The sequence below is a fragment of the Actinomadura sp. NPDC000929 genome (assembly GCF_040492065.1).
GTDB classification, from domain to species: Bacteria; Actinomycetota; Actinomycetes; order Streptosporangiales; family Streptosporangiaceae; genus Spirillospora; species Spirillospora verrucosospora.
The window spans coordinates 22,223-47,303 of the sequence record NZ_JBEUPA010000007.1 but is presented as its reverse complement, the minus strand read 5'-3'; the positions used below and the strand labels follow the sequence as shown (position 1 = coordinate 47,303).

General features: G+C 68.9%; 21 protein-coding genes and 2 pseudogenes. 10 read left to right on the top strand and 13 right to left on the bottom strand.

Annotated elements, in window-relative coordinates:
- Window positions 1–89 precede the first annotated feature (89 nt).
- Complete coding sequence (locus ABWI04_RS04630; protein WP_353831521.1) at window positions 90–215, top strand: hypothetical protein; 126 nt, start codon at window positions 90–92, stop codon at window positions 213–215.
- Between the two features lie 57 nt (window positions 216–272).
- The gene (locus tag ABWI04_RS04625) at window positions 273–905 is read left to right on the top strand and encodes an RHS repeat-associated core domain-containing protein (RefSeq protein WP_353831567.1); all 633 of its coding nucleotides are present in this window, start codon (window positions 273–275) and stop codon (window positions 903–905) included.
- A 221-nt stretch (window positions 906–1,126) separates the two neighbouring features.
- Here ABWI04_RS04625 and ABWI04_RS04620 read toward each other — a convergent pair whose 3' ends face one another.
- The 8 genes from ABWI04_RS04620 to ABWI04_RS04585 form a co-directional block, all read right to left on the bottom strand.
- Entirely contained in the window at window positions 1,127–2,737 is a 1,611-nt protein-coding gene (locus ABWI04_RS04620) for a PucR family transcriptional regulator (protein ID WP_345180063.1), read from the bottom strand.
- A gap of 202 nt (window positions 2,738–2,939) precedes the next feature.
- Window positions 2,940–3,956 (bottom strand): aromatic/alkene monooxygenase hydroxylase subunit beta, encoded by a 1,017-nt coding sequence (locus tag ABWI04_RS04615; protein WP_339153615.1) that lies wholly within the window; start codon window positions 3,954–3,956, stop codon window positions 2,940–2,942.
- Between the two features lie 36 nt (window positions 3,957–3,992).
- Window positions 3,993–4,301 (bottom strand): MmoB/DmpM family protein, encoded by a 309-nt coding sequence (locus ABWI04_RS04610; protein WP_339153614.1) that lies wholly within the window; start codon window positions 4,299–4,301, stop codon window positions 3,993–3,995.
- A gap of 46 nt (window positions 4,302–4,347) precedes the next feature.
- Window positions 4,348–4,776 carry a Rieske 2Fe-2S domain-containing protein gene (locus tag ABWI04_RS04605; RefSeq protein WP_353831520.1) on the bottom strand — a complete coding sequence of 143 codons (429 nt, stop codon included), beginning with the start codon at window positions 4,774–4,776 and terminating at the stop codon, window positions 4,348–4,350.
- Window positions 4,773–5,051: a toluene-4-monooxygenase system B family protein gene (locus ABWI04_RS04600; RefSeq protein WP_345180068.1), complete on the bottom strand. Its 279-nt coding sequence runs from the start codon at window positions 5,049–5,051 to the stop codon at window positions 4,773–4,775. The genes ABWI04_RS04605 and ABWI04_RS04600 overlap by 4 nt, the downstream gene beginning before the upstream one ends.
- 86 nt (window positions 5,052–5,137) lie before the next feature.
- Complete coding sequence (locus tag ABWI04_RS04595) at window positions 5,138–6,613, bottom strand: YHS domain-containing protein (RefSeq protein ID WP_353831519.1); 1,476 nt, start codon at window positions 6,611–6,613, stop codon at window positions 5,138–5,140.
- Between the two features lie 77 nt (window positions 6,614–6,690).
- Window positions 6,691–8,691: a hydantoinase B/oxoprolinase family protein gene (locus tag ABWI04_RS04590; RefSeq protein WP_353831518.1), complete on the bottom strand. Its 2,001-nt coding sequence runs from the start codon at window positions 8,689–8,691 to the stop codon at window positions 6,691–6,693.
- A 5-nt stretch (window positions 8,692–8,696) separates the two neighbouring features.
- Window positions 8,697–10,733, bottom strand: coding sequence for a hydantoinase/oxoprolinase family protein (locus ABWI04_RS04585; protein ID WP_345180072.1), 2,037 nt, complete (start codon window positions 10,731–10,733; stop codon window positions 8,697–8,699).
- A gap of 541 nt (window positions 10,734–11,274) precedes the next feature.
- Here ABWI04_RS04585 and ABWI04_RS04580 point away from each other — a divergent pair.
- From ABWI04_RS04580 to ABWI04_RS04565, 4 genes are all read left to right on the top strand, one after another.
- Complete coding sequence (locus ABWI04_RS04580; protein ID WP_345180074.1) at window positions 11,275–11,616, top strand: hypothetical protein; 342 nt, start codon at window positions 11,275–11,277, stop codon at window positions 11,614–11,616.
- 140 nt (window positions 11,617–11,756) lie between these two features.
- Window positions 11,757–13,400: a purine-cytosine permease family protein gene (locus ABWI04_RS04575; protein WP_353831517.1), complete on the top strand. Its 1,644-nt coding sequence runs from the start codon at window positions 11,757–11,759 to the stop codon at window positions 13,398–13,400.
- A 156-nt stretch (window positions 13,401–13,556) separates the two neighbouring features.
- Complete coding sequence (locus ABWI04_RS04570) at window positions 13,557–14,978, top strand: NAD-dependent succinate-semialdehyde dehydrogenase (RefSeq protein WP_353831566.1); 1,422 nt, start codon at window positions 13,557–13,559, stop codon at window positions 14,976–14,978.
- Window positions 14,979–14,985: 7 nt separating this feature from the next.
- Window positions 14,986–16,230: an NAD(P)/FAD-dependent oxidoreductase gene (locus tag ABWI04_RS04565; protein WP_353831516.1), complete on the top strand. Its 1,245-nt coding sequence runs from the start codon at window positions 14,986–14,988 to the stop codon at window positions 16,228–16,230.
- A 129-nt stretch (window positions 16,231–16,359) separates the two neighbouring features.
- Here ABWI04_RS04565 and ABWI04_RS04560 read toward each other — a convergent pair whose 3' ends face one another.
- Together ABWI04_RS04560 and aac(3) are read right to left on the bottom strand one after the other, a co-directional pair.
- Window positions 16,360–16,941, bottom strand: coding sequence for a M20/M25/M40 family metallo-hydrolase (locus ABWI04_RS04560; protein WP_353831515.1), 582 nt, complete (start codon window positions 16,939–16,941; stop codon window positions 16,360–16,362).
- A gap of 199 nt (window positions 16,942–17,140) precedes the next feature.
- Window positions 17,141–17,767 (bottom strand): annotated as a pseudogene (gene aac(3), locus ABWI04_RS04555) (aminoglycoside 3-N-acetyltransferase); the annotation flags it as partial.
- A gap of 137 nt (window positions 17,768–17,904) precedes the next feature.
- On the opposite strand from aac(3), the gene ABWI04_RS04550 reads away from it, so the two are divergent.
- The 3 genes and pseudogenes from ABWI04_RS04550 to ABWI04_RS04540 all read left to right on the top strand — a co-directional run bounded on the left by ABWI04_RS04550 (window position 17,905) and on the right by ABWI04_RS04540 (window position 19,938).
- A complete protein-coding gene (locus tag ABWI04_RS04550) occupies window positions 17,905–18,873 on the top strand; it encodes a right-handed parallel beta-helix repeat-containing protein (RefSeq protein ID WP_353831513.1) in 969 nt (322 codons plus the stop codon).
- Window positions 18,874–19,240: 367 nt separating this feature from the next.
- A pseudogene (locus tag ABWI04_RS04545) lies at window positions 19,241–19,462 on the top strand (hypothetical protein); the annotation flags it as partial.
- Window positions 19,459–19,938 carry a hypothetical protein gene (locus tag ABWI04_RS04540; protein WP_353831512.1) on the top strand — a complete coding sequence of 160 codons (480 nt, stop codon included), beginning with the start codon at window positions 19,459–19,461 and terminating at the stop codon, window positions 19,936–19,938. The pseudogene ABWI04_RS04545 and the gene ABWI04_RS04540, both read left to right, overlap by 4 nt.
- 160 nt (window positions 19,939–20,098) lie before the next feature.
- On the opposite strand, the gene ABWI04_RS04535 is transcribed toward ABWI04_RS04540, so the two are convergent.
- The 3 genes from ABWI04_RS04535 to ABWI04_RS04525 all read right to left on the bottom strand — a co-directional run bounded on the left by ABWI04_RS04535 (window position 20,099) and on the right by ABWI04_RS04525 (window position 22,186).
- Complete coding sequence (locus ABWI04_RS04535; protein ID WP_353831511.1) at window positions 20,099–20,338, bottom strand: transposase family protein; 240 nt, start codon at window positions 20,336–20,338, stop codon at window positions 20,099–20,101.
- Window positions 20,339–20,473: 135 nt separating this feature from the next.
- Entirely contained in the window at window positions 20,474–20,584 is a 111-nt protein-coding gene (locus tag ABWI04_RS04530; RefSeq protein ID WP_353831565.1) for a transposase family protein, read from the bottom strand.
- A 255-nt stretch (window positions 20,585–20,839) separates the two neighbouring features.
- Entirely contained in the window at window positions 20,840–22,186 is a 1,347-nt protein-coding gene (locus ABWI04_RS04525; RefSeq protein WP_353831510.1) for a hypothetical protein, read from the bottom strand.
- Between the two features lie 1,779 nt (window positions 22,187–23,965).
- On the opposite strand from ABWI04_RS04525, the gene ABWI04_RS04520 reads away from it, so the two are divergent.
- Complete coding sequence (locus tag ABWI04_RS04520; protein WP_353831509.1) at window positions 23,966–24,964, top strand: DMT family transporter; 999 nt, start codon at window positions 23,966–23,968, stop codon at window positions 24,962–24,964.
- Window positions 24,965–25,081: the final 117 nt, after the last annotated feature.

The following is a 25,081-nucleotide window of genomic DNA, read 5'->3' as shown; positions in this document are numbered from 1 at the left end:
GTCGGAGCCGGAGTCGTCTGCCGCCGAGGGGCGGACCTACACCTATCCCGCGCCTCTGGGCGACAGCGGTGTCGCCAACTCGGCACGCGTTGAAGTCGCTCAGCGGAAACGACGGGACCACCGAGACCACCGACCTGTACACCTACGACAAGGTCGGCAACACCACCACCCGCCCGGCCAGAAACTGGTCTATGACGCCGCAGGCAACCGCCTGATCCGCAGGGACACCAACGGCATGACCCTCTAGCTGCCCAGGCAGGAAGTGAAGGTGTCTGCGGGCGGGGCCCATCACCGCGGTCCGCCACTACAGGCACGCCGGTCAGAACGTCGCCTACCGGACGGGTGTCTCCAGCTCCACCGTCCAGTTCCTCGTCCCCGAATACCAGGGCAGCGCCGACACCACCGTCAACGCCGTCTACCAGGACAACTGGAGCGTCCGCCGGTTCGCGCCTTTCGGCAACGAGCGCAGCAGCCCGATCGGTGTTTGGCCCACGCTCATGGACAGGGGCTACGTCGGCGGCACCAAGGACACCACCACTGGCTTGACCCACTTGGGCGCGCGGGAGTACGACCCGGTCACCGGCCGGTTCCTCAGCGCCGACCCCGTCACCGGCGGCGGTGACCCTCTAACCGCCAACGGCTACTTCTACGCCGGCAACAACCCGTCGACCACGCCGACCCCACCGGCCAGTACCGCGACGACGGCTTCCGGCCAGGGCCCAGCAGCTACGCCAACTACGGAGCACGCGAGCTGGGACGACGCCAACCAGCACCACAACTCCTTCAGAAGAGGAGGGGCGGCGGCTGCTGGGTCGGCTGCAAAGGCAGCGGGGGCGGAAACCCGGTACCGGTCAAGAAATCGTGCGGCTGGAGCTGCAAGGTCGGCAAGGTCGGCGGCTTTCTGAAGAAACACCAGGCCACTATCGCCGGAATCGCAGCAGGCGGCCTCTGCGCCGCCGCCACCGGCGGCACCGCAGTCGTCGGCTGCGCCGCCATCGGCGGATGGGTCTACGGCGTGGTCTCCCAGCACCAGAACACCCCATCCGACCAACAAACCCTCCTAGGCGGCTTCAAGGCCGGCCTCACCGGCGCTGCTATAGATGCTGGCCTCGCGTTGAGCGGTCTACTAGCCCAGTGCCGCCTTGGCGTGGCCGGTCCGGTCGTCGTGGAGGGTGAAGACCGAGCCCGCCCTGTTGCGCGCGATGACCTGGACGGCGAGGAAGACGTCGACGATGGTCGGCAGCGAGCGCAGCGATCCGCCGATCAGCTCCTCGGCTCGGCCGATCCGGTACCGCACCGAGTTGGGGTGGATGTTCAGCACGTTCGCGGTGTCGTTGATGCTGAGGTCGTTCTCCAAGTAGACGATCAACGTCTCGAGGAGGTGTTCGCTGCCCTCGATCTTGGCGAGCAGGTCGTGCGACCGCCGTATCAGCTGGTCCTCGTCGGCGGTGCTGACGGCGATGTCGGCGACGGCGAAGTCCTCGAACCGCTGCACCGCGGGGCCGTCGGCCGGGCGGTGCAGGCTGCGGGTCAGCGCCAGCCGCGCGTCCCGGTAGCTGTTGCCGATCAGGTCGAGCGAGGCCACCCTGCGACCGATGCCCGCCGACGCCTGGAGGTCGCGGGCCCGCAGGACGCGTACGGACTCGTCGAGTAGGCGGCTGTCGGAGCACTGCAGGATCACGACCGCGACGCCCTCGTGGGAACCCACCAGGTGCGGCGAGGAGGAGTTGGAGACCAACCCCCGCAGGATCTGCGTGACGTCCCTCAGCTGCTGCGAATGCAGGTCCGGGTCGAGTCGCCGCTGGCTCCAGTTCGGCAGGGCGATGGCGGCGACGAAGCACGGACCGTGCGGCTCGAACCCGAACCGGCGGACATGGTCCCAGCCGAACTTCTCGTAGCCGTTGTTCGAGACCAGCCGTTGGAGGACGTCGGCCCGCTGCAGCGCCTCCTCGTTCGCCGCGGCGCGCCGGCTGAGGGCGATGACGTCGAGCAACTGCTCGACAGTCGTGATCAGCTGGGACACGATCTCCTGCGAGGTGGGATGGCCGCGCCTCGCCAGCACGATCCAGCGGTGCGCCTCCTCCGGCCCGTTGATCAAAGAGGCCACGACGTGCCACTGCCCGACGGTGAACTGCTGCCGCTCCTGGGAAGACTTGTCGATCCGCTGCCAGATGACGCTCGCGGGGCCGTCCCCCGTGGCGGCGAGGAGCCGCCCGTCCGGGTAGTAGAGGATCACCGTGCTGTTGACCAGGGCGCCCAGGCGGCGCAGCAGCGAGTCCGTCGGATCGGGCGTCGACACGGCGGCGATGAGGCTGGACTGCAGCGCGAGCAACTGCTGGTAGAGGACCAGCTCGCTGCGGGCCACACGTTCGTTGACGGCGTCCTTGATGGCGCGCAGGGAGGAGTCGGCCGGAGCCGAGAGCAGCGGGAGGTCCGCGGCTCCGGCGGCCGCCACCATCGCCTCGGGCGGTTGGTCGGCGCCCGCCGCCAGCGTGTGGACGATTCCGACCGCGCCCGCGGCCTTCGCGGCCGCGACGAGCGCCTCCGCGCTGCCGGGACCCGCCCCCTCGGGCAGCCCGCTGGTGAGCAGCAGCACCGCCCGGTGCTCGGCCGCCGGGAGCCGTCCCAGTTGCAGCACCTCGGCACGGGCGATCTCCGCGGTCTTGGCCCGGTTGCCCCCGACGGTCAGCTGGAGCCCGAGATCGACGTTGCGTTGCAGGTCTCCGATAGTGAACATCGCACTCGTCCCTAAACGACACGTTGACGGGAGCGTTCTCGACACTCTACGGCGTGCGGCGGGTTGGATCCATCCTGAATTCGCTGGTCAGGGGGCTGAACTCGGGCGGGAACCGGACCGGCCCGGCGGCATGGCCCGCGGCGCCCCGCAGGGTCGCGCCGCCGCGGGACCGCCTCTCGGAGACCGGTCCGGTGCGACCGGGCTATCGGGCGGCGACCGGCTCCTGGACGAACGAGGCCCTGGCGCTCGCCGCCGTCCTCTTCACCTCCGCGCCGAGATCGCTGCCGGGCACCAGCACGTCGCAGTACGCGTCGATGGCCTGGTCGGCGAGCGCGCCCCACTTGTCGAGCCAGCCGCGGACCAGGTCGCGGTTCGCCTTCCCGTGGTCAGCGGATTCCAGGGCGTAGTCGACGAGCGCCCGCGACCACTTCTGGGTCCGGTCGCTGTCGACGAGCTGGGCACGGCACAGCAGGGCCAGCAGCGTGTCCCCGTTCTCCTGGGCGACGGCCGAAAGCGCCCGGAGCATGGCCGCGTCGATCGCCGGCCGGGCCACGAGGTTGACCGCGACGAACTGCTCGGCCCAGTCCCACGCGACGAGCGCGCGCTCCATCAGCTCCCGGAATCCCTGCCACGCCTCGTCGTCCTCCCAGCGGGCGCGCTCCTGACGGCCGAACCCGGCCGAGGGATGGGCGGTGGCGAGTTCCGCCGTCCGGTAGGCCACGCGCGAGACCCACCGCAGGTGGTCGCCCGACTCGAAGATGAAGCAGTTCTCGATCGTGCTCGACGGTGCGAGCGCCGCGAGGTAGGCGGCCGACATCTGCACGGTGTGCAGCAGGTACCGGCTCGGCGTGTAGAGGCGCGCCAGCTGGGCGACCCACTCGTCGGACATGCCGCTGTCGTGCTCGTTCTTGCTGTGGTCGTCGAGCAGGCCGTCGACATGCGACTCCTGCCCGTCCTGGATCATGTTGTACGTCCGGTAGACGATCTGGTCGGGATCCCGGAAACCGTCCCAGTCGGCGTGCCTGAGGGGCGATTCATTGCGGTATTTGACGTACCACTTGCTCAGCGGCACATCCGGCCCCATGGCCCAGGGGGCCTCGTCGTCGGTGCTCCAGAGCAGCTTGGTCGAGACGATCTCGTACTCGGTCGGCCGGCGCCGGTTCTTCGCCAGGTGACTCCACGTCTTCAATGGCCTGGAGACGTCGTTGGCATCGCTCATGGGTTTCTCCTCGGTCTTTTCCTTCAGGGGTGGACGTCAGGACTGCTTCAGGAAGTACCAGCGCATGTATTCGTCGTGCGTCTCGATCTGACCGGAGTAGCCGGTCAGGCTGACCTCCAGTTCCTGCATCGAGAACGTCCGGCCGAGCAGCTGCTCCATCGTCCGGCGCCGGATCACCAGTCCCCCTTCCGCCTCGACCCGGACGTAAGTCCGGTGGTCGGCGACGTGGATCTCCTTGTCCGGGTTGTCCTGCTCGATCGCCTCTACGGCCACGACGGAGATGTCGCCGCCGCGAAACAGCGGGCCGGCGAGATTCGACCCGCCGTGCACCGGTGTGGTGGTCATGTTCTGTCCTGTTCTCGCCTCGACGAGGTGATCGGCGGTCACCGTCTCAGGCGTGCGAGTACTTTCGCTTGATTCCCTTGACCGACACGAGGACGTTGCCTTCGCGGACCTCGACCGGGTACCGGGCGAGTTCCGCGTCGTCCGGATTCACGCCCTGACCCGAGCACGCGTCGAACTCCCAGAGATGGGCCGCGCAGATCAAAGTCGTGCCGTCGAAGTCGCCGTTCTCGAGCGGATGCTCCTGGTGCGGGCAGATGCTCTGCAGGGCGCGGATGTCACCGTCATCGGTGCGCAGCAGAAGCACCTTGACACCGGCGACCGAGCAGAGCCGCATCTCCCCTGCCCACAGGTCGTCCTCCGCGCAGACCTCGTGGAACTCGGCCTCCGGCGCGGAGGCCGTCCGATCCCCGCCCTCCCTGCGCCGGTCCGCCGACCCGACCCCCGCGGGAAGGTCGGCGGACCCGGCGCCGTTCACTCGCCCTCCGCCACGAACACGTCGATCTGCTGGAAGTGCCGGAGTCCGGCCTCCTCGACCGTCATCGTCCGCGGGAAGGGCGCCGCGTCGTCGGTGTCGGTGGTCAGCCGGACCAGCAGGGTCGCGCCCGGCTTGGGGTGGCGGGCCTGGTATCCCACCGCGGGAGCCAGGCAGGCCTCCACGACCTCGTCCATCGTGTAACCGGTCTCGACGTCGATGATCCGGGTGTGCGCGTCGTACTGGAGCCGTCCGATCACGGCAAGGGGCGTAGACATCTCGGTCTCCTCTCGTTCCTGAAGGACGGCCGGGGGCGCGGGCCGCGGCCCGCGCCCCCGGCCGGTGCGGGGGGCGGGGCGTGCCGTCAGGCGTGCGCCCAGGCCAGGTCGTGCGCGTCGGTCCCGCCGGGGCTGATGACGCCGGCGCCCATGTATCTGAGGATGTTCTCCGGCGTGTTGGGGGAGATCTCGCCGTTGTACATCCGGTCGGCGATGGTGTCGAAGGTCTTGTACCGGTCGGGCTCGAGCTCGAAGATCCACTTGCAGACGGTGCTGCAGAAGCTGTACAGCCGGCCCTCGTGGTCCAGCTGGTGCGCGCGGGCCTGCCAGACCGTTCCGCCCTTGTTCGAGATCGGGATCTGGCACATGTTGCATATGGCCGGCATGCCGATCGCCTCGGACTTCTCCGGGTGCCCCGCGCGGATGTTCTCGATGATCACGTCCCAGTACCGTCCGAACGTGTCGTTCCAGCCGGGGTACTTGCTCTCCAGCCAGGCCCGCTCGCGGGGGCCGACGTTGCCCGTCGGGTTCCACCACAGCGTGTTGCGCCATGCCCACGTTGCGGCCGCCTGGCAGTGGTGGTGGGTCTCGACGTCCTCGAGGAAGATGTCCCAGTACCACGGGCGCTCCAGCCCGAGGTCGAGCAGCTGGCGCTCGAACTGCTCGCCGACGAACTCGGTCATGTACTCCTTGAAGGAGCGGTCGCGCTTGTCGAGCGGGATCCAGTAGTCCATCGGGATGCCGGTGAGGATCGCGAAGAGCCTGTGGATCCGCCAGAAGGCGATGTCGACGGCCTCCTGCGCCTCCGCCTTCCGCCCGTTCCTGATCAGGATCTCCAGGACCGGAGTGCCGATCTGCGCGTGCCGCGCCTCGTCGGACTGGATGCTGGTGATCAGGTTGGAGAATGTGTAGTCCCCCATGTTGGCCGCGTCCGCCGACAGGCCGATCATCTGGATGTTGGTCAGGCCGGTCTCGAACGCGAAGTTGAGCATGACCGAGGTCGTCACCGCGTCCCGGGTCATCATCACGTCGTCGAGCGCGTGCCGGCCGGCGATCGCGGCCCAGTTCTTGCTGTGGTGCGCCTGGTGGGCCCAGTCGAACTGGCGGTCGAGGGTCACCAGCTGGTGCGGGAAGTACAGCTGGATCTGCCCGTGCCGCATCTCGTCGAGCATGCCGAACGTCGCCATGTTCCGCATTCCCGGGGCCTTCGAGAAGCGGGTCATCCGGGCGTCGGACTGGCACGCCGCGTACTCCGACAGGGCGATCGCCCCGTAGTGCAGCTTGAGCATGCTGAGGTAGGCGGGGTCGGCGTCCTCGTAGTAGCGGGAACGGGCGAGCGCCGCCTTCACCGAGTAGGCGCCCGCGTCCTTCTCGCGCTGCACGCTCACGTACTCGCGGTACGAGACCTTGTAGGGCTCGTCGAAGGACTCCCACTCCTCGACCGGGATCCCGTAGGGATCGCTCTGGTCCGGCGGGAACAGCTCGTCGATCTCGACGTACCGCGGCGTCCAGTTCGTGTCGCGGGCGATGTCGTACCAACTTGATCGTTCCAGCAGCGCCATAAGGAACCGCTCCTCTCGATTTTCCCGCGCGCTCACGCCCGGGAATGGCGACCATGTTTTGTCAGGAATTCGTGCCGCTACTCGGCGAGCCAATGCGAGCAGCAGCGCTCGCGCAGGATCGCGCGATATTTCTGGGTGGTTTCCGGAAGAAGCTCGCCCGAGCCCCAGTCGACGATCACGCCGTACTGCCGGACGAGGTCGTAGGCGGTCAGCTCGCCGTCCCGGTACCGCTGGGCGACGCGCACCGGGTCGGTCTCCAGGAGACCCGCCCGGGTCGCCCGCAGTCTCCGGCGCTCGGCGGCGGTCGCGACCTCGTCGACCCGGTGCAGGTCCGGGTCGTCCGCGTCGCGCACCACCACCACGCCGTAGTCCTTACGGGCCCGGTCGATCGAGACGTAGCCGTCGATGACGTCCTCGCGGACGGCCCCCGGGGCCCGGCGGAGGGGATCGCCGTACCCGCCGCCGCCTGCCGAAGGCCGCTCCAGCGAGTCCCCGGGAACGACCGGGACCCGCGACGCCAGGGCGCCCAGGTACCTCTCGCCGCTGGAACCCGGGTTGACCCACAGGCCGTGCGGGCAGCTGGGCGACCCGCCGAGGCTGCCGATGATCACCGATCTGGCGCGGTCGGAGCAGTAGGACATCACCGCCCCCTCGCAGTCGGTGAGGATCACCTCCTTCACCATTCCGAGCCCGCCGCGGAACTCGCCCGGCCCGCCCGAGTCGGTCTTCAGCTCGCAGGTGCGGGTCACGATGGGGGAGGTGAGCTCCTGCATCTCGGTCGACTGCAGGGCGTGGCCGACTCCGAAGATCGACGCCGTGGCGCTGGACCCGTCCTTCCCGTTGCGCCCGCCCCAGCCGCCGGCCATCCAGTCGTAGTACATGAACTGCTCCTGGCCGTGGTGGCGCACGTCCCTTCCGCCGAGGAGCAGGTATTCGAGATTGAACGAGGTGGCGATCGCGCGCCCCGGCATGATCTGGGACCAGATCCGGAAGATGGCGTTCACGATCTTCTCGTACGGCCCCGCGTAGAACCCGGTGACCGCGGTGGGCCAGGACGCGTTGACGACCGTCCCGCGGGGGCCGAAGTCCACCGTTACGGCCCGGTAGAAACCGGAATTGAGCGCCACGTCGGGGAAGAAGGGCTTGGTTCCGGCGATCACGGCAGAGAAGCTGCCGCCGAAGGCCGAGTTGAGGAAGCTTCCGATGGCGGGATGCGATCCGCCGAGGTCGTAGTGGACACTGTCCCCGGAGATCCGCATCCGCACCTTGATCGGGACCAGGCCCTCGCCCGCGCCCGGGTCGCCGTCGATGAAGTCCTCCGCCTCCCACGACCCGTCGGGCAGCTTCGACAGCCGCCGGCGCACGACGCGTTCGACATAGGCCTGGGACGCCCCGAACGCCGCGATGACCGTCCGCCGGCCGTAGCGCTCGATGAGCCGGTGGACCTCGCGCTCGCAGACCCGGGTCGCCTCGGCCTGGGCGCGCAGGTCCCCTTCGGCGTCCTCCGGGGACCGCGTGTTCGAGGCGATGAGCCGTCCGACGTCCGCCAGGTAGCGTCCGCGCGACCAGATCCGGACCGGGGTGATCCGGAGCCCCTCTCCGAAGTGCTCGGTCGCGCTGGGGTCGAAGGAGCCGGTCGCGGAGCCGCCGACGTCGGCCCAGTGGCCGTTGCACTGGGCGACGGCGATCAGCGCGCCCTCGCTGAAGACCGGCCGCAGGACCCTGACGTCGTTGAAGTGCGTGCCGCCGCAGTACGGATCGTTGAGGATGAACACGTCGCCCTCATAGATGTCGCCGCGGAACGCGTCGAGCACCGCTTTCGCGGCGAAGTGCAGCGTTCCCACCTGCACGGCGACATCCTGGCTGCCCTGCGCGACGGTGTCTCCGGCGGCGTCGCACAGCCCGCCGGAGAAGTCGCGTGCGTGGATCACAAAGGAGTGGCAGGTGCGCAGCAGCTGTTCGGCCATCAGGTCTACGGCGGTCATGAACGCGTTCCGCAGGACTTCGGCCGTCACCGGGTCGAGGTCGTCCGCCCGGTCGTCTTCGATCATCTGCAGCAGTGCCCGCTGATTCGCCATGATGCCTACCTGTCCGCGTTCATGGAGATGCGCAGGTTCTCCATCGGGTCGACCAGCGCCGTCCAGTCCGGGGGGACCAGCGTCGTCGCGTCGGGTTGGGCGATGACCGCGGGGCCGGTGACCTCGACGCCGGGGTAGAGGTCGGACCGGTCGTACACCGGTGTCTCCAGCCGGCATCGCGGCTCGACGAACCTGACCATCCGCCGCCCCACCGGTTCGACCGGCCTGCCGTTTCCGCGGCCCGCCACCCCGAACCGCGGCCTGTCGATGACGCCCAGGGCCGAGACCGACAGCTGGAAGAGATCGACATCGGAGTGGTCGCGGCTGAATCCGAACTCGCCGCGGTGCTGGACGTGGAACTTCTCGACCAGGCCGTCGATCGCCCGGACCGGCTGGTCCACGGCGATCGGCATCGAGCGCGACTGCCCCCGGTACCGCATCTCGATGAACCGCTGCATGCTGATCCGCTCGGTCTCGACGCCGTCATCGAGGAGGCTCTTACGGGCGTGCGACTCCAACCTCAGGAACGTCGATTCGATCTCGTACGGGTCGGCCGCGTGCGCCTCGCGGATGAACATGGCGCTGGAGTCGTGCCTGATGTCGACGAGCAGGCACCCGAACGCCGAGGTGACACCCGGATGCGGTGGGATCACGACCGCCGGGAGGGAGAGCTCGCGGGCCAGGTGGACCGCGTGCATGGGGCCGGCGCCGCCGAAGGCGACGAGCGCGAAGTCGCGCGGGTCCTGCCCGCGGCGGATCGACACGATCTTCAAGGCGTCGGCCAGATTCGCCGACGCGACGCGCAGGATGCCGACCGCGGCGTCCTCGAGCGAACAGCTCAGTTCCTTGGCGATCCGGCGCACCGCCCGCCTGGCGAGCTCGACGTCGAGGATCTGCGACCCCGCGGCCAGCGAGGTGTCGATCTGCCCCAGGACGAGCTGGGCGTCGGTCGTGGTCGCCGCCGTGCCGCCGAGCCCGTAGCAGGCGGGGCCGGGATCCGCGCCGGCCGACTGCGGGCCGACGCGCAGCGCGCCGCCGTCGTCGACCCACGCCATCGAGCCGCCGCCGGCTCCGATGGTCAGCACCTCGAGGTTCGGAAAGCAGATCGGGTGCCCGAAGTCCACCGACCAGTTCCGTGTGATCTTCAGTTCGCCGCCGGACACCATGGAGATGTCGGCGCTGGTACCGCCTATGTCGAGGCCGAGTGAGTTCTCATAGCCGCAGGCCAGCGCGATGTGCCTGCTCGCCACCGCGCCCGCCGCGAGGCCCGAGGACGCGAGGCGCGCGGCGTGCCGCTGCGCGGCCTGCGTCGTCATCACGCCTCCGCCGCCGTGCATCAGATGGAGCCTGCCGGCGTATCCGGACTCCGCCAGCCTCTGCTCAAGGCTCGCCGCGTAGTGGCCGATCAACGGTGACAGCAGGGCGTTGGCCACGGTCGTCGAGAAGCGTTCGTGTTCGAGGATCTCGTCCAGCACCGCGCTGGAGACCGAGACGGCGACGTCGGGCAGCTCCGCGCGCAGGAACTCCATCATCGCGATCTCGTGCACCGGGTTGACGTAGGAGTTGACGAAGCAGACGGCGACCGTCCGGACCTGCCTGCGCCGGAGCGTCTCGACCAGTTCGCGGGCCTCGCGCATGTCCAGTGGCTCGATCACCCGGCCGGTCGCATCGACCCGTTCGGTGACGACGAGCCGGTCGCGGCGCGCGATGTAGGGAGGGGCGACGTCCTTGTAGGCGTCCCACAGGTCTTCCTTCGTCCCCCTCCTGATCTCGATCACGTCGCGGAATCCACGCGTCGTGACGAGGGCGGCACGGGGGAACGTGCGATTGAGCAGCGCGTTGGTGGCGACGGTGGTGCCGTGGCAGAAGAACCAGGTGTCGGCCAGATCCGCGCCGGCCTGTGCGATGCCGCGCATCACACCGTCGATCGGGGAGCCGGCCGTCGTCGGCACCTTGGCCACGCGGGGCGCTTCCCCGTGCTCCCCAAGGACGCAGACGTCGGTGAAGGTACCGCCGACGTCCACCGCGACGCGCGATGCCATCCCGCACCTCCTGCACCTAGGTGTTCGGGCCGGGGCGGGCGCCCCGGGAGTGCCCGATTCAGACGTCATGCCTGGTCGTTGCCCTAGATACTCGTCCGGGCCCCTAGAGCAAGCAATAGTGAAGAGTGAGAGAACGACACGATCGGATTGTTCAGGTCTCCCACACACCGGCTGTGGATTCGAGCCCACGTCCGGGATCTGGAAGGGGCCGCACCGTCAGCCGGCCGGCGGCTCACCGGTCCTGGGCGGGACGGCCGGCCACGCGCGAGCCCGGCGACGGGACGCAGCGGTCGGAGACCTGCACAATCCGATCACCCGGTTCTCTCACTCTTCACTATTGCCCGCCCCAAAGGCCGGGGCGAGTATCTAGGGCGACGACCAGGGATTACACCCTGATCAAGCACTTCACATCTGATCGTGGACCCCCTCACCGCGTTCGTTCGATTTCGACCGAGCGTCCCATCGAGAACGTCAGTGAAAGGCGTGCCGGCGGTTATCTCTGCCGGGGAACGTGTCCAGCCGGCAATTCAAGGAACAGATCATGAGCAAATCCAACGCCGCCGCTCGGCCCGCCGGCCGGACGTACACGAGCTGCGTCACCGGGTCGCGGACCAGCCGGCTCGACCTCACCGGGACGACCCGGCCGGCGGCCGCCGCCCACCGGCACACGCGCGACACCCTGCTCCGCTGGGGCCTGGCCTCCGACCTGATCGACGAGGCCCTGCGGGTCGCCTCCGAGCTGGTCGCGGGCGCCGGCGGGAGCGGGGCGGGCGCGGCCCGGGAGATCCGGCTCACTCTCCAGGACGGCCACGTGAGCATCGCGGTCGACGACCCCGGGCCTTTCCGGCGCACGTTCGCCGGGCGATCGGCCATCGGCGACTAAGGCGACGCGCTTTCCCCAGGCGGCAGCCGCGAGGAATTCCTCGTCCTCACCGGCTTCCGCCGTCTCGACGACCCCGCAACCGACGAACCCCACGAACCGAATCGTCACCCACCCGACGAGATCTCTCCAAGGAGACGGCCATGAGCGAACGCCTGGCACCGGGAAACAGACCGCTCCACATCATCGACCACGACGACCCGGAGGTCGTGCGCAACGCCGCGACGGAGGACTACGCGCTGCACGTCGCCCCCTTCACGTGGCGCTCCGGCCGCGTGTCGCTGCTCATGGCCTGGTACGCCTTCGCGAGCGCGATGTTCTGGCTCATCGTCGGCGCCACCGTCGCCCTCGTCGCGGGCACCGTGGACACCCTGATCGGGCTCGGACTCTCCGCCATCGCCTACAGCGTGATCGGCGGGCTGATCAGCCGCTACGCCGCACGCACCGGGATCTCCAGCGCGCTGTTCTCGCGCTGTCTGTTCGGCTACCTGGGGTCGGTGGTCGCACCACTGATCATCGGGGCCACCGCGCTCTACTACGGCGTGTTCGAGGGCTCCGTCATCGCGTCAGTGCTGCACCAGTACACCGATTGGGGCTCCATCCAGCTCTGGTACTTCGTCGTGGCCGCCTACAGCATCCCCATCGTCATCGGCGGGGTGCGCCAGTGGCTGGACAAGATCAACGGCATCCTCCTGCCCTTCTACTACATCGGGCTCATCGTGGTCGTGATCTGGGCGGTGGCGCGCCACGGCTACTCCAACGACTGGCTCACGGCCGGCCCGGTGGCCGACACGAACTTGCACGCGCCCGGATGGTTCTTCGCGTTCACGACCTACATGGGCGTCTGGATCATGATCCCCTTCACCTGGGACTACGCGCGGCTGGCCAAGACGGGCGACGCCGCGTACCACCGGCGGCTCACCTTCGGCCCCCTCTTCTACATCCTGACCCTGGTGGTCAACGCGGTCGTCGGCATCTACCTGGCCCACACCCTGGTGACCAACGCTCCGCTCAGCGAGCTCTCCGCGGTCGAGGGCATCGTGAAACTCGCGGGGATCTTCGGGGTGGCGCTGGTGTGGATCAGCCAGACCAGGATCAACACGGCCAATTACTACCTCGCGAGCATCAACGCCGAGAGCTTCTTCGCCCGCGCGCTGAAGATCCACCTGTCGCGGCGCGCCTGGGTCGTCCTGGTCGGCATCGCCGCGTTCGGCCTCATGCTCACCAACCCGATCTCCTACCTGCTGAAGTCACTGCAGTGGCAGGGCGTCTTCGTCGTGGCGTGGGTCGCGATCGCGCTGGTGTACCTGGCGTTCGCCCGGCGCGACCGGCGCCCGGCCGAGGAGTTCGAGTTCAGGCCCGGCCGGATCCCCGCCTTCAACGCCGTGGGCCTGCTCTCCTGGCTCGCCGCGTCGGCGGCGGGTATCACCCTGGTCCAGGCGGCGGGCTCGTTCGGTGCGACGTGGTCCGCGCCGATCACGTTCGTGCTCGCGGCGGTCATGTACGCGGCCGGCCGCTTCGCCACCGGCGAGCGGCAGGTCGTGCTGCGCCGCCCGTTCGACCCGCGCTCGGAGGTCGAGAACCCCTGGGAGGCCAGGGTCCTGTGCGCCTCGTGCGAACGGCACTACATCGCTCAGGAGATGGACCGCAACCCGGCGACGCCCGACCGCGCCCCCATCTGCGCCGAGTGCGGCAGCAACGACATCGCCTACCTGCGCGCCTCCTATGCCGAGGCCCGGTCCGGCTCGGCCGGCCACAGCGACGTGAACCTGGTCGCGTCCGACTGACCGCGCGGTCTCGGGCGCGCGGGACCGCGTGCACCAACCCCCGGCCGCACCGGCGGCCGGCGGACACCACACAGGGCTACTGAAGGACGTCCGATGCAGCAAGGAACTGACACCGTCGGCCAGCGGACCCCCGGGTCGGCGTCCCCGCCGACCGGGATGCTCGTCGGCGGGGAGTGGCGGGAGTCCCGCGGGGGTACGAGGTTCCCCGTCCTCGACCCCGCGACCGGGGAAGTCATCGCGACCGTCGCGGACGCCGGCGTCGAGGACGCGGCGGACGCCCTGGACGCGGCGGCGGCGGCGTTCCCGCGGTGGTCGGCGACATCGCCTCGGCGACGGGCCGCGCTGCTGCACGAGGTCTTCACGGCCGTCCACGACCGGGCCGAGGACTTCGCCGCGCTCATCACCCTGGAGATGGGCAAGCCGCTGGCGGAGTCGCGTGCCGAGGTCGCCTACGCCGCCGACTTCCTGCGGTGGTACTCGGAGGAGGCCGTCCGCCTCACCGGTACCTTCCGCACGGCACCGGACGGCACCGCGCGCCATCTCACCCTGAACCGGCCGGTGGGGCCGTGCCTGCTGGTGACACCGTGGAACTTCCCCCTCGCGATGATCACCCGGAAGGTCGCGCCGGCGCTCGCGGCGGGCTGCACGGTCGTCCTCAAACCCGCGGAGGAGACACCGCTGTCGGCTCTGCTCCTCGCCCGCGTGATGGCCGAGGCGGGGCTGCCCGCGGGGGTGGTCAACGTGCTGGGCACGAGCCGGCCCGGCCCGCTCGTCGAGGCGGTCCTGGGCGATCGGCGGATCCGCAAGCTCTCCTTCACGGGATCCACCGAGGTGGGCCGCAGGCTGCTGGCGCTGGCCGCGCCCGGCGTGCTCCGAACCTCCATGGAGCTGGGGGGCAACGCGCCCTTCGTCGTCTTCGACGACGCCGACGTCGACGCGGCCGTCGAGGGCGCGGTCGCGGCGAAGCTGCGCAACGGCGGGCAGTCCTGCGTCGCGGCGAACCGCTTCATCGTCGCCGACTCGGTCGCGTCGCGGTTCGTCGGCGGACTGGCCGAGCGGCTGCGCGCCCAGGTCGTCGGCCCGGGGGACGATCCGCGATCGACCCTCGGGCCGCTGATCAACGAAGCGCAGCGGGATCGCGCGGTCGGGCTGGTCGACGACGCCGTGGCGCACGGCGCGGAGCCCGTCGTCCACTACGGCGCGGCCGGCCCCGGTGACGCGTTCCTCAGGCCCGTCCTGCTGGATCGGGTCCCGCCCTCCGCCGAGATCGCACGGAAGGAGATCTTCGGCCCCGCCGCCGCGGTGTACCGGTTCTCGACCGAGCAGGAGGGCCTCGCTCTGGCCAACGACACCGAGTCCGGTCTGGTCGGCTACGTCTACACCCGGGACCTCGATCGCGCCGTCCGGGCCGTCGAAGCGCTGGAGTGCGGGATGGTCGGGGTGAACCGGGGACACGTCTCCGACGCCTCGGCGCCGTTCGGCGGCGTGAAGCAGTCCGGCCTGGGCCGCGAGGGCGGCGAGCTCGGTGTCCAGGAGTACCTGGAGACCAGGTACGCCTCGATCGGCGCATCCGCGTGAGCCCGGGGTGAGCGTGTCGACCGTCGTCATCGTCGGCGCCTCGGTCGGGGGCGTGCGCACCGCCAGAGCGTTGCGTTCGTCCGGGCACGCGGGCGAGATCGTTCTCGTGGGCGCCGAGGAGCACTTGCCTTACGACAGGCCGCCGCTGTCCAAGGCCTTCCTCGCCGGAACGGCGACCCGCGGGGAGTTGACCCTGCTCGGCGAGGACACGGCGGACGCCGCCGGGATACGGCTGGAGCTGGGGACTCCCGCGACCGCCGTGGACGTGGCCGGACGTGCGGTCGAACTTGCCGACGGCCGGCGCCTGGCGTTCGACGAGCTCGTCGTGGCCACCGGTGCCCGGCCACGTCCCTCCCCGTGGGGCGCCCCGCCCGGCCTGCACGTGCTGCGGACCCTGGACGACGCGGTCGCGCTGCGCGAGGACCTGAGGTGCGGCGGGCCGCTGGTCGTCGTCGGCGCCGGCTTCATCGGCGCCGAGGTCGCGGCGACCGCCACTGCGATGGGTCTCGCCGACGTGACGCTCGTCGACCCGGCGCGCGCTCCGCTCGGCCGCGTGCTGAGTCCCGCCGTCGCCCGGCGCTTCGCCCGCCTCCATGCCGACCGCGGGGTGCGGACCCGGTTCGGGGCAGCGGTCACGGGCGTCGAGGCCGTCGACGGCGGGCTCGTGGTGGGGCTGGACGACGGATCCCGCCTTCCCGCGGCCACGGTGGTCGTGGGCATCGGCGCGGTGCCGAACGACGAGTGGGTCCGCGGCTCGGGACTGACCGTCGCGGACGGCGTCGTGTGCGACCGGTACAGCCGGGCGCGCGGTGCATCGAACGTCCACGCCGTGGGCGACGTCGCCCGCTGGTTCCATCCCCGGCGCCGCCGGCTCGTCCGGGCCGAACACTGGACCAACGCCGTCGAGCAGGCCGAGCGCGTCGCCCACAACATCACGCACCCGGACGATCTCCAGGCACACGACCCAGTCGAGTACGCATGGACCGACCAGTACGACTGGCGGATCCAGATGGTCGGCCGCACGGGCGGAGGCCTTGACCACGTCATCCTCCCCGGCGCCGATCCGGACCACGGCTTCGCGGTCCTGTACGCCGACCCCGCCGGGGAGTTCGCCGGTGCGGTCGCGGTCAACTGGCCCCGAGTGGTGATCGCCTGCCGGAAGGCGCTGCGTGCTCCGGTGTCCCTCGCCACGATGCGGGAGAACATCACGGCCGCGACCGAGCGGCCCCGGAGAACCCGCACAGGGCCCTGACAGGTCTCCGGCTCATGTCCTCCGTGTGCTGGTGCCCGCGCTCGGGCGCGAACCGGCCGGACACGCCGAGCGTGTCCGGCCGGGTTCCGCGTCTCTTGCGGCGGGCCACGTCGTAGAGGGCGCAGCCGATCAGTTCGAGGGAGACGCAGAGGCGTTCCGGGCTGACGTTCTGGGCGATCGTGTCCTCGGGGGTGTGGAGAGGGGCTCCAGCCGGCTGGGCGACTCACCGCCGCGCCAGCTGAAGTTGCCCGCCGGGATGCCGCGCTCGTAGAAGGCCTCGTGGTCGCTGGAGCCCCGGGCGGTGGGGCCCTTGCTCTGGTCGGCGTAGCCGAGCCGCTGCGCGGCGGCGTTCACGGCGGCCGTGGTGGTGTCGTCCGCGCCGTCCACCGGCAGTAGCCAGTACGTGCCCGCCTGCGGGTGGCTGGTGGCGACCATGTCGTTCTGGAAGCAGCCGGTGATCTGCTCGGCGCCCGCGTCGTCGAGTTGCCTCACGTAGTGCCGGGCGCCGACCAGGCCGTTCTCCTCCGCCCTCCACAGGCAGACGCAGACGGCCTGCTGGGTGGGGAGCCGCTTCAGGACGCGGGCCAGTTCCAGGCACAAGACGGTTCCGCTGCCGTCGTCGTTGGCGCCGGGCGAGCCGGGGACGCTGTCGTAGTGCGCGCTGACGATGACCGCCTTGCCCGCCACCTTGGGGGTATCTGGCCATGCCACCGGCACACGCTCACGCCACCAGCCCGTCCACTCACTGAACCGCCATCCCCCGATAACCCTGATTAGCTCGGCTCGCTGGGGAACAGACGAGCCTCCTTGTTTACGGTGGGTTGCACGCTGCCGCTCCCGGCGGGACGTCAATTGCGGGAGAGCGCAATAGACTTGATCTTCCCTGAACTTCGCTGTGGCGTGCCGAAGGGCGCCAGACCCGCCGGCCGTTCACGAGGATGGGCTGTTCGTAGTCCACGAACCTTTTGCCGGGCGCCTCCGCGTGATGCAGCAGTGTCATGGTGTCGAGGGGAGCGCCCAGCAGCAGGACCCGGCCGTTATGGGCCACCGGCCGCGCGAGCGGGCTGTTCGCGCCATGAGGGTCGTCCCACGGATGGTCGGCGGTCAAGTCGGCCGCCGCCCCCAGGGCCGCGAAGCTGACGTCCGGGTGCCGGCTGCGCACCGCCCCCGGCCACCGGCGCAGGGCCTCGGGGAGACGTCCGTTGCCGTGGTCGGCCTCGCTGAGACCGGGGTCGTAGGCGGGGTGCTCCGCGCGCAGAGCGTCCTGCCAGGGCTGAGGCCAGGTGACGAAGTCATAGGGCGGTGCGTCGTTCCAGCCGCAGTACGTCATGAGCGTGCCCCACGGTCCCACCACGTCACCGAGCACGCCGATGACGGTCTGCGGCCCGCCGGCCACGCAGACGATGGCGGACATGCGGGTGTGGAACATGACCGCATCGCCGCGGCCGAGGCCGAGCACTTCCAGGTCGCGGCTGATCCGGCTCCGGGTCACCGGCCCGCCGGAACCGGCGAGCAGGCTCCTCTCATCCGTGATCATGATCATGGGCGGGGTCTTCCGGCCGGAGCGAATTCCTTTCCGGCTGGACGGGATCCGGGGGAGCCGGGTTTAATCCTGCCAAGAAAACGTTCACGGTGGGAAAGGGCGAGGACATGCGCAGAACTGTGCTTCTTTCGATGTCGGCCGCGGTGGTGCTGGCCGGCGCCGCGCTCGCCGCCCCGGCGAACGCCGCGCCAGGCGAGGTGGTCTTCTTCGTCGACCCCGGCCAATCCGGCGTGTCCGGCCTCGCGAAACGGGATGGAAATGCCAAGTCCACGGCCTTCACGTCCTTCCGGCAGGTCCAGGACGTCGCGAAGCGCCGGGGCGTCAAGCACGTGCGGCTGCTCATCGTCGGAGGCGTCCACCACCTCACCGAGCCCATCGTCTGGGACTACTCCCCGAAGGGGTCGAGCATCGTCTTCGACACCGCCCCGGGCACGGGCCGCGTCGTCTTCGACGGGTCGCGGATGAACACCGCGCGGGCCGCCCGCTACCCCGGCCAGACGACCTGCGCGACCTACCTCCTGTGCATCAAGGCCGGGTACGGGAGCTTCACCATCTCCGGCAAGACGTTTCAGAACGCCCCGAACGGGATCAGGCTGAAGGGCAACACGAATATCACCATCACCGGGAACGTCTTCAAGAATCTGAGCGGTTCCAAAGGGTACGGCGGAATTCACACGGAGAGCTCCTCCGGGCTGAAGATCAAGAACAATCTGTTCTCCAAATTGAAGAACTCGGGCAAGATGCACGGCATCTATCTCGTCCGGACTTCGAGGAGCACGATCTCCGGCAACAGGTTCGAGTACGTGACGGGCGACCCCGTCCGCGTCCGCGTCAGCAGCAACAACCTCGTCAGTGGCAACAAGTTCTATCGCTCGGGCTCCTATGCCACGTTCAGCGAGTGGCGGGACACGACGAAGGGCGAGGGGTGCGGCAAGGGCAACGTCTTCAGCAAGAACATTTACGGCAACAGCTACGGCAACAAGAAGAAGCCCATGATCCTTTGGGGCGGGAAGGGCAGCCCGCCGGTCTGGGGCAAGTGCTCCACCCCGTCGATCAAGAACGGCGGCGGCAACAAGTACAGGACCACCAAACCCTGGTAACTCGCCCGCGCGCCCCTGGGGACCTCACGCTCACGTCCGGGCGGGGATCCCTGCCGTAGGCCGCGGGCGCCCGGACATCATGGTCGCTGTCCGACGTGCCGAGACAGGGAAGACGATCCGGTGATTCCGATCTACACGACCGATGGCGTCCCGATCACGAACGCGGGGCCGGTGGAGCGCGCCTGGCCGGTCTGGACGGACGAGGCCGAGATCGGGCACGGCCTCGACCGCCTGGCGTACCAGGCGGCGCAGCAGGGCGCGCACGCCATCGTGGCGTTGAAGATCACCGCCTACTGGGTCCCGGCCGGGGACACCTACTTGATGCCCGTCAGGACAGTGCAGGACCTCATCCCCCGCGCACGGCATCAACGCGATCGAGAGCACCTTCGCCACGATGCGGCACCGCACCAAGGTCACCAAAGGACCCGGCTCGCGGGCCGCCGCGTCGGCCATGGCGTGCAAACTGATCGAGCCGGCCCAGGCCCGCCGGCGCGTAGTGAACGCCCCCCGCCGGGTCGCCCTCGTCCGCGCCGGGGCTCGCTACGACCGCAGCCGGCTTGTCGAGCGTCCCAAAGGAGCGGCCGCGTGAGCAGCCCCACTGACGGCCCCGCCGAGCCGGACGAGCACCGCCGCTACGCCTGCCACCTGCGGGCCCTGGCCGCCGTGGGCGCCGACGATGAGCCCACGTTGGTGAACGAGATCCTGCAGGACCCAGACCAGGAGATGGCACAGTCCGCAGTGGCCCGCCACATCGACGACCGGGCACGCCTCCTGCTGACCGACGAACGGTTTCCTGACTGGGTCCACACCATGACCGGCGTCATCGGAGAGCGGGACTTTCTCACCCGCCGCTTGACCGAATGGACGCTGCTGGCTGCTATCGCTCAGGACGAACCATGGGTGGCCGCCGAAGTCACCGCGGCATCCGACTGGTTCCAGCGAAAGGCCGTCGAAGTTCTGACATCACCCGATGCCCTCGCCCTCCTTGCCAGCCAAGGAAGGACACGACGGGTTCGGGCGGCAGCCAGCCAACGGCTCCGTCAGCAAGGTCACCAACACGGCTGACTTGATCTAAAGTAATTACTCTTCCTCGACCAGCAACGTCCCCACCCGGCGATGCGCAATACCGCCGCCGCACCCAAGCGCACCACATACCCCGGCAACCCCAACCAGGCCCACTTGGAGGAGGTCGTCGAGAACGGCGAGGAGGCTTTGTTTGCCGAGCTTACGGCGCTTCCTGCGTTTGAAGGGGATTCCGATTGCGCCGCACGCTCCGACGTATCTCTTGTCGGCGTTGCAGGCGATCGTGCGGTTGGTGAGCGCGTCGATGATGCCGTGCGCGGGCCGCGGTCAGGTCGTGCGCCGAGCCCGGCAACGCGGGCGAGGCCCAGATCAGCCGGCCGTGCGGGCCGGTCAGGAACTGGATGTTCACGTCGTGCCGGTGGTGCTTGCCGCTGTAGTACAACCGGCCGTTCGCCCGATGCCCGGTCGATCGGCGTCAGGGTGCCGTCCGGGTTCCATACGCCTTGCGCTGTGCGATCCGCATCGCCTCCCGCAGGTCCGGGGTCAGGTCAGCCAACAGGGGATGACCTCGCTGACGCTAGCGGTGCGCGTTTGCGACGCCGACGCCGAACGTGGCGGCCAGGCGGGCGAAGGTCTCGCTGCAGCGAAGGTGCACCAGCACCAGTAGCGCCTGGCCGCCGGAAGACAGCGCTCGCCAGCGCGATCAGCACTCGATCATCTCGGCCACGAAGGTGCGGGTAGCGGGCGGCAGGATCCAGCGCAGCGCGATAGAACAACACCAAAGATTCTGGCAGTGCGGTTGTTTTGGTCGACTTCGGATCTACCAGGGGCCTCGCCGCGTTACCGGCCGACTCCGCCCACCGCAACGACTCTGTGACCAGCACGGTCAAGGTCAAAGAAACTCATTCTTTGCAACCGATGAATGGGGTTATAGCTGATGCACCTAAGAACACCATCGGCCGATCCCCTCACCTGCGAGGATTGAGCGGTTGAGGGGGACCTGAGCAAGAAAGCTACTTCGCAGTGCGCTGTCCGCAATTAGCTCTGCTTTACGCGCTATCTCACGCCGCGCCTTACCAAGAAGGGCTAGAGCTTCCTCCTGTTCGTCTCCAGCAGCCATAGCGACCGCAGCGTGGTACAAGACGTCTTCCGTTCGTAAGGCCGGCATATCTCCGACCTCTTCTAGAATGCGTACGGCTTCGCGGGTCTGCTCCTGAGCAGTAGTCACATCGTTCTGTCGCAGCGCAATACGACCACGCAGGGAATGCGCTGCGATCTTGCTACGGATCATGCCATTGCGCTGGGTTTCGACACAGGTGGCGACGGTCAACTGTTCTGCTTGTTTAAGGAGCTGCTCGGATCTGTTGGGAGCGAGTAGCAGAATCTCGGCATACAGCTTACGGACGAGGGGAATAAGGTTGGCCAGCAGCGTCCTCTCTGTCTCCGCCCACGCATCGGTAATCAGTTCAAGGGCTCGAGGGTAGCCAGCTGATTGCTCTGCGAAAAGGCGTGCGAGCAGGGCCGTGTTGTAGGCGTGCCAACCACTGTCACCTCCGCGGGCGCTCTCGAAGCTGAGAGCTTCCCACAAGATCGCCTCGGCGTGATCATGAAGGCCGAGGCCTTTGTACACTTGGGCTAGGTAGTTGAGTGCTATGGGCAGCTCTACATTCAATGGATCCTCGCGTAACCGCTCGGTGCAACGGCGCAGTCGAGTCAAGGCCTCGCTGAGGTCTCCACTGTCAAAGAGAGTGATGCCAAGTTGCATCTCTCCCAAGTTGCGGGTGCGTCGGAGAACCGGGTCATCGCTGTCGCGAAGACGTGGGTCGGAGATGTACATGTGCTCTGCCTCTTGCAACTGAGTAAGCCCGTCAGTCAACCGTCGTTTGGAGACTTGGCGTCCATACTCGACACGGGCAACGAAGAGCGAGACATGATCAGCATGCTGCTTGGCTAGATCCACGGCCGTGCGGAGCTTGCCCAGGGAAGGCACTAAGCCTTGGGTTACGAGTAGGGTCTTGCCACACAGCAGCTTAGTGCGGATCACGAGCTCGGAACTCTGGCAGCGCCATGCTGCCGCTTCTGCCTCGGCAGCTAGGGCGTCGATGTCTGGCCTATCAGCAGCCTGGTATTGACCTCGCCAGCGGACTTCGGTCAGTGAGAGTAATAGTTCCACCGCCTGCGCAAAACGCTTGTCCCGACTTTTCTCAAGTTCTGGCATTTCCCGGACTGCATGAATCACTTCGATGCCGGCGGCGGCCAGTGAGGTGCGGGCGCTCGATGATGTCGTCATCCACATCGATGGTGGTGACGTGGCCGGTCGGGCTGGCCAGGTAGGCGAGCAGACCGGCGGTGAGGCCTACGACATGCACCGACGCCACCACGCCAACCGCTCCGCTCACGCCCCCAGGACCCCTCCCACGCGAGCCCACCACCGGAATCTGAACACGCCACCGCTACCGAAGTGGGCCAAGACTTCGCCCGTCTCGCGGTCCCATCCGGGCCAGCGGTGGCGGCCGGCATTCAACGGCCGCCCTTGCCCTGCCTACCCGCGACAAGATCGCCTTTCAGGCGTTCCCGTTCGCCAACGCTGGAGACAACTCCGAAGACGCTGCCGCCCTTCGCTCTAACCGTGACCGTTCCGCCGCCCTAGGTATCGACCTGCCTCAAGGTCGCCGCATCCGCCGCGACGGTGTTGGCGAGCCTCCCCGCGGCCATGTCCATCGCGAAGTGGCACTTCTGGTCAGGGTGAAGTCGGTGAGGGTGGCGCCGGTCAGGTCCAGGGAGATGCCCGCCCAGTGGTGTTCGGCGGTGGGCTGGACGTGGGTGGTGAGGAGGCGTTGGGGGGTGAGGCGGACCTGGTGTTTCTCACGGGGGCCTGGACCAGGGGCTGCGGGTTCGAGGGGAGCGGGCCGGTTGTCGCGGGCGGCACGGTAGCGGGCGGCGGTGCGGCGGGCCCTCTCCCGGTGTTCTTCCTGGGGGTCGGAGTCGCCGGTCGGGGGTGTCGCACAGGGCATGCGCAGGTAGGCGCAGATGATGTTGACGATGGTCTGCCGGTGCCGCTCGTTGTCGTTGGCCAGCCGTTCCAGGGTGTAAAGCGCGGTGAGTCGGACCGGGGCCTTGTCGGAGCCGAGTTGCTCGGCAGCGGCGTTGTACAGCTCGGTGACCGCCGCTCGGCCGCGCCCAACTGCCCCAGCGCGGTCGCCAGCTCGGCGTGCCGCTGCCGCCGGAACGCCAGCATCAACCCGACTGCCGCGCCCCCACCGCCGCCGGCGGCCAGGCCGGTGCGCACGGCGTCCACCCGGATCTTGGCCCGCTCGGTTCCGGGCGGGGCGTCATCGGCCACGTCCAGCAGCCAAGCGGTGGTCAGCCAGATCGCCAACGCTGCCGCCCCTGCGGCCGCCAGCATCCAGAACCCCGCCGCCAACGGCCGCACCCGCAACGGCCGCACCCGCAACGGCCGAGCCCCCGCGCCGCTTCCGCGCCATAGTCCAGCGCCGCTGCACTCGCTCCAGTCCACGCCCCACAGATCCACTCACAACCGATCATCCAAGGACACTCGGGAACCGATCAGCGCCGATTCGCCACAACGGGCAAGGTCGCCCGAACGAGTCGAGCTAGACGGTGGGGTCTGCGGTGCGCAGTCGTTGCCTGGCCGCCAGCCTGACCGAGGGCTACCGCCTGGACGTCCTCCGCACCCACCAGGACCAGCCGATCACGCTCCCATCGCCCCGCGAGATCAACATCGACCCCGCCGGCATGGCGGCCGCCGTTGCTCTCGGCGACCTCCCTGGCCTGACCGATGAGGTTTCCGCGCCGCGCCCGTCTGTACGTATGGCCCGTGCCTCAGCACGGGCGCCTCGGGCGAGCCGGCATCCAGTCCGGACGCCTTACAAAGGTCTGGCTCTTGGAGCCATGACGTTTGTCCCGGCCGGTCCGTGGTCGGGGCGTGCCCGGTTCCCTGCAACCGAGAGTGCGTCCTGGCCGACAAGGTCGGGGCGCATGGGCGTTCCTTGGAACTCCATTCGCGTCCCGGCCGAGAGCCGGGGCGCTACACAAACGAGAGGTAACCATGTCCGACAACCGTTCCCGCCGGATCCGATTGGTCGGCGGGGGGATCATCGTGGCCGAGCTGGCCGTTCAGCAGACCGGCTTCGCGTTCACCTCCACGCTGCCCGCTCTGGCGGCGGCGCTGGTGGTGACGCTCGTGGGTTCCTTCGCGCTCGCCAGTTACGTGGGCAAGCGGCACGGCCTGGGGATCCGCGAATTCGACGCCCCGATGTGGAAGCTGGTGGCCAGGCTGGCCTTCAGCAACACCCTGATCGGCATCGCGTACATCTTCGCGGTGCAGAAGCTGGGGCTGGGGCCGGTGGCCGCGATCGGAGCCCTGGGCGTGCTCAGCGTCGGTCTCACCGACGTCTGGCACAGCATCAGCGCCGACCAGCCGAGCCCGGTCAAGGCTTGGGGCTGGCGGCAGTTGGGGCTGCGCGGACTCGCGCTGCTCGGGGTGCTGGTGTTGACCGAGCCGTGGCTCGGTGAGATCGACCTGGTCGGCCTCGCCTGGGCCGTGGCGGCCGCCTGGTGCTTCTGGAACTACATCAAGGTGGTCTTCGGCGGCCTGGCGGCGCTGGAAGCGGCCCAGAACGAGACCAACGGCGAGGACTCGGCGCTGGTCAAGCAGGGCCTGGCCGTCGCCAACCTGCTGTCGGTGCCTTCGATGGCGCTGGTGGTGCTGCCCTTTGGCGGCTGGGGCGAACTGTTCTCGGACTTCGTCCCTACTATCGGCTGGGGCGCGGTGGCCGGCCTGCTGATCCTGTTCGTCCCGGCGCTCTTGCAGGCCGCGGCGGCTGGGAAGGTCTCCGACCGGGTGACCGGAGTGCTCTACTGCCTCGACACGCCGCTGGCGGCGCTGGTCGGAATGGTGGGTGTGCTCTTGGGCCTGCTGGACGAGACGCAATGGCTCGGCCCCTGGGGCTGGGTCGGCATCGGTCTCGTCGTAATCGCCGCGCTCTTCAACACGCTGGTGAGCCCTGAGCCCCCCAGTATTGAGGAGTACAGCACGCAGAACTGACACGGCGGCGTCGACAGACACCGCCGAACATGACCGGGGGAGGAGCACCGCTCCTCCCCCGGCCACTTTCGTAACGCATTCGTCCCACTTCGCGGAAGCGACGACGACGTCGCGCGC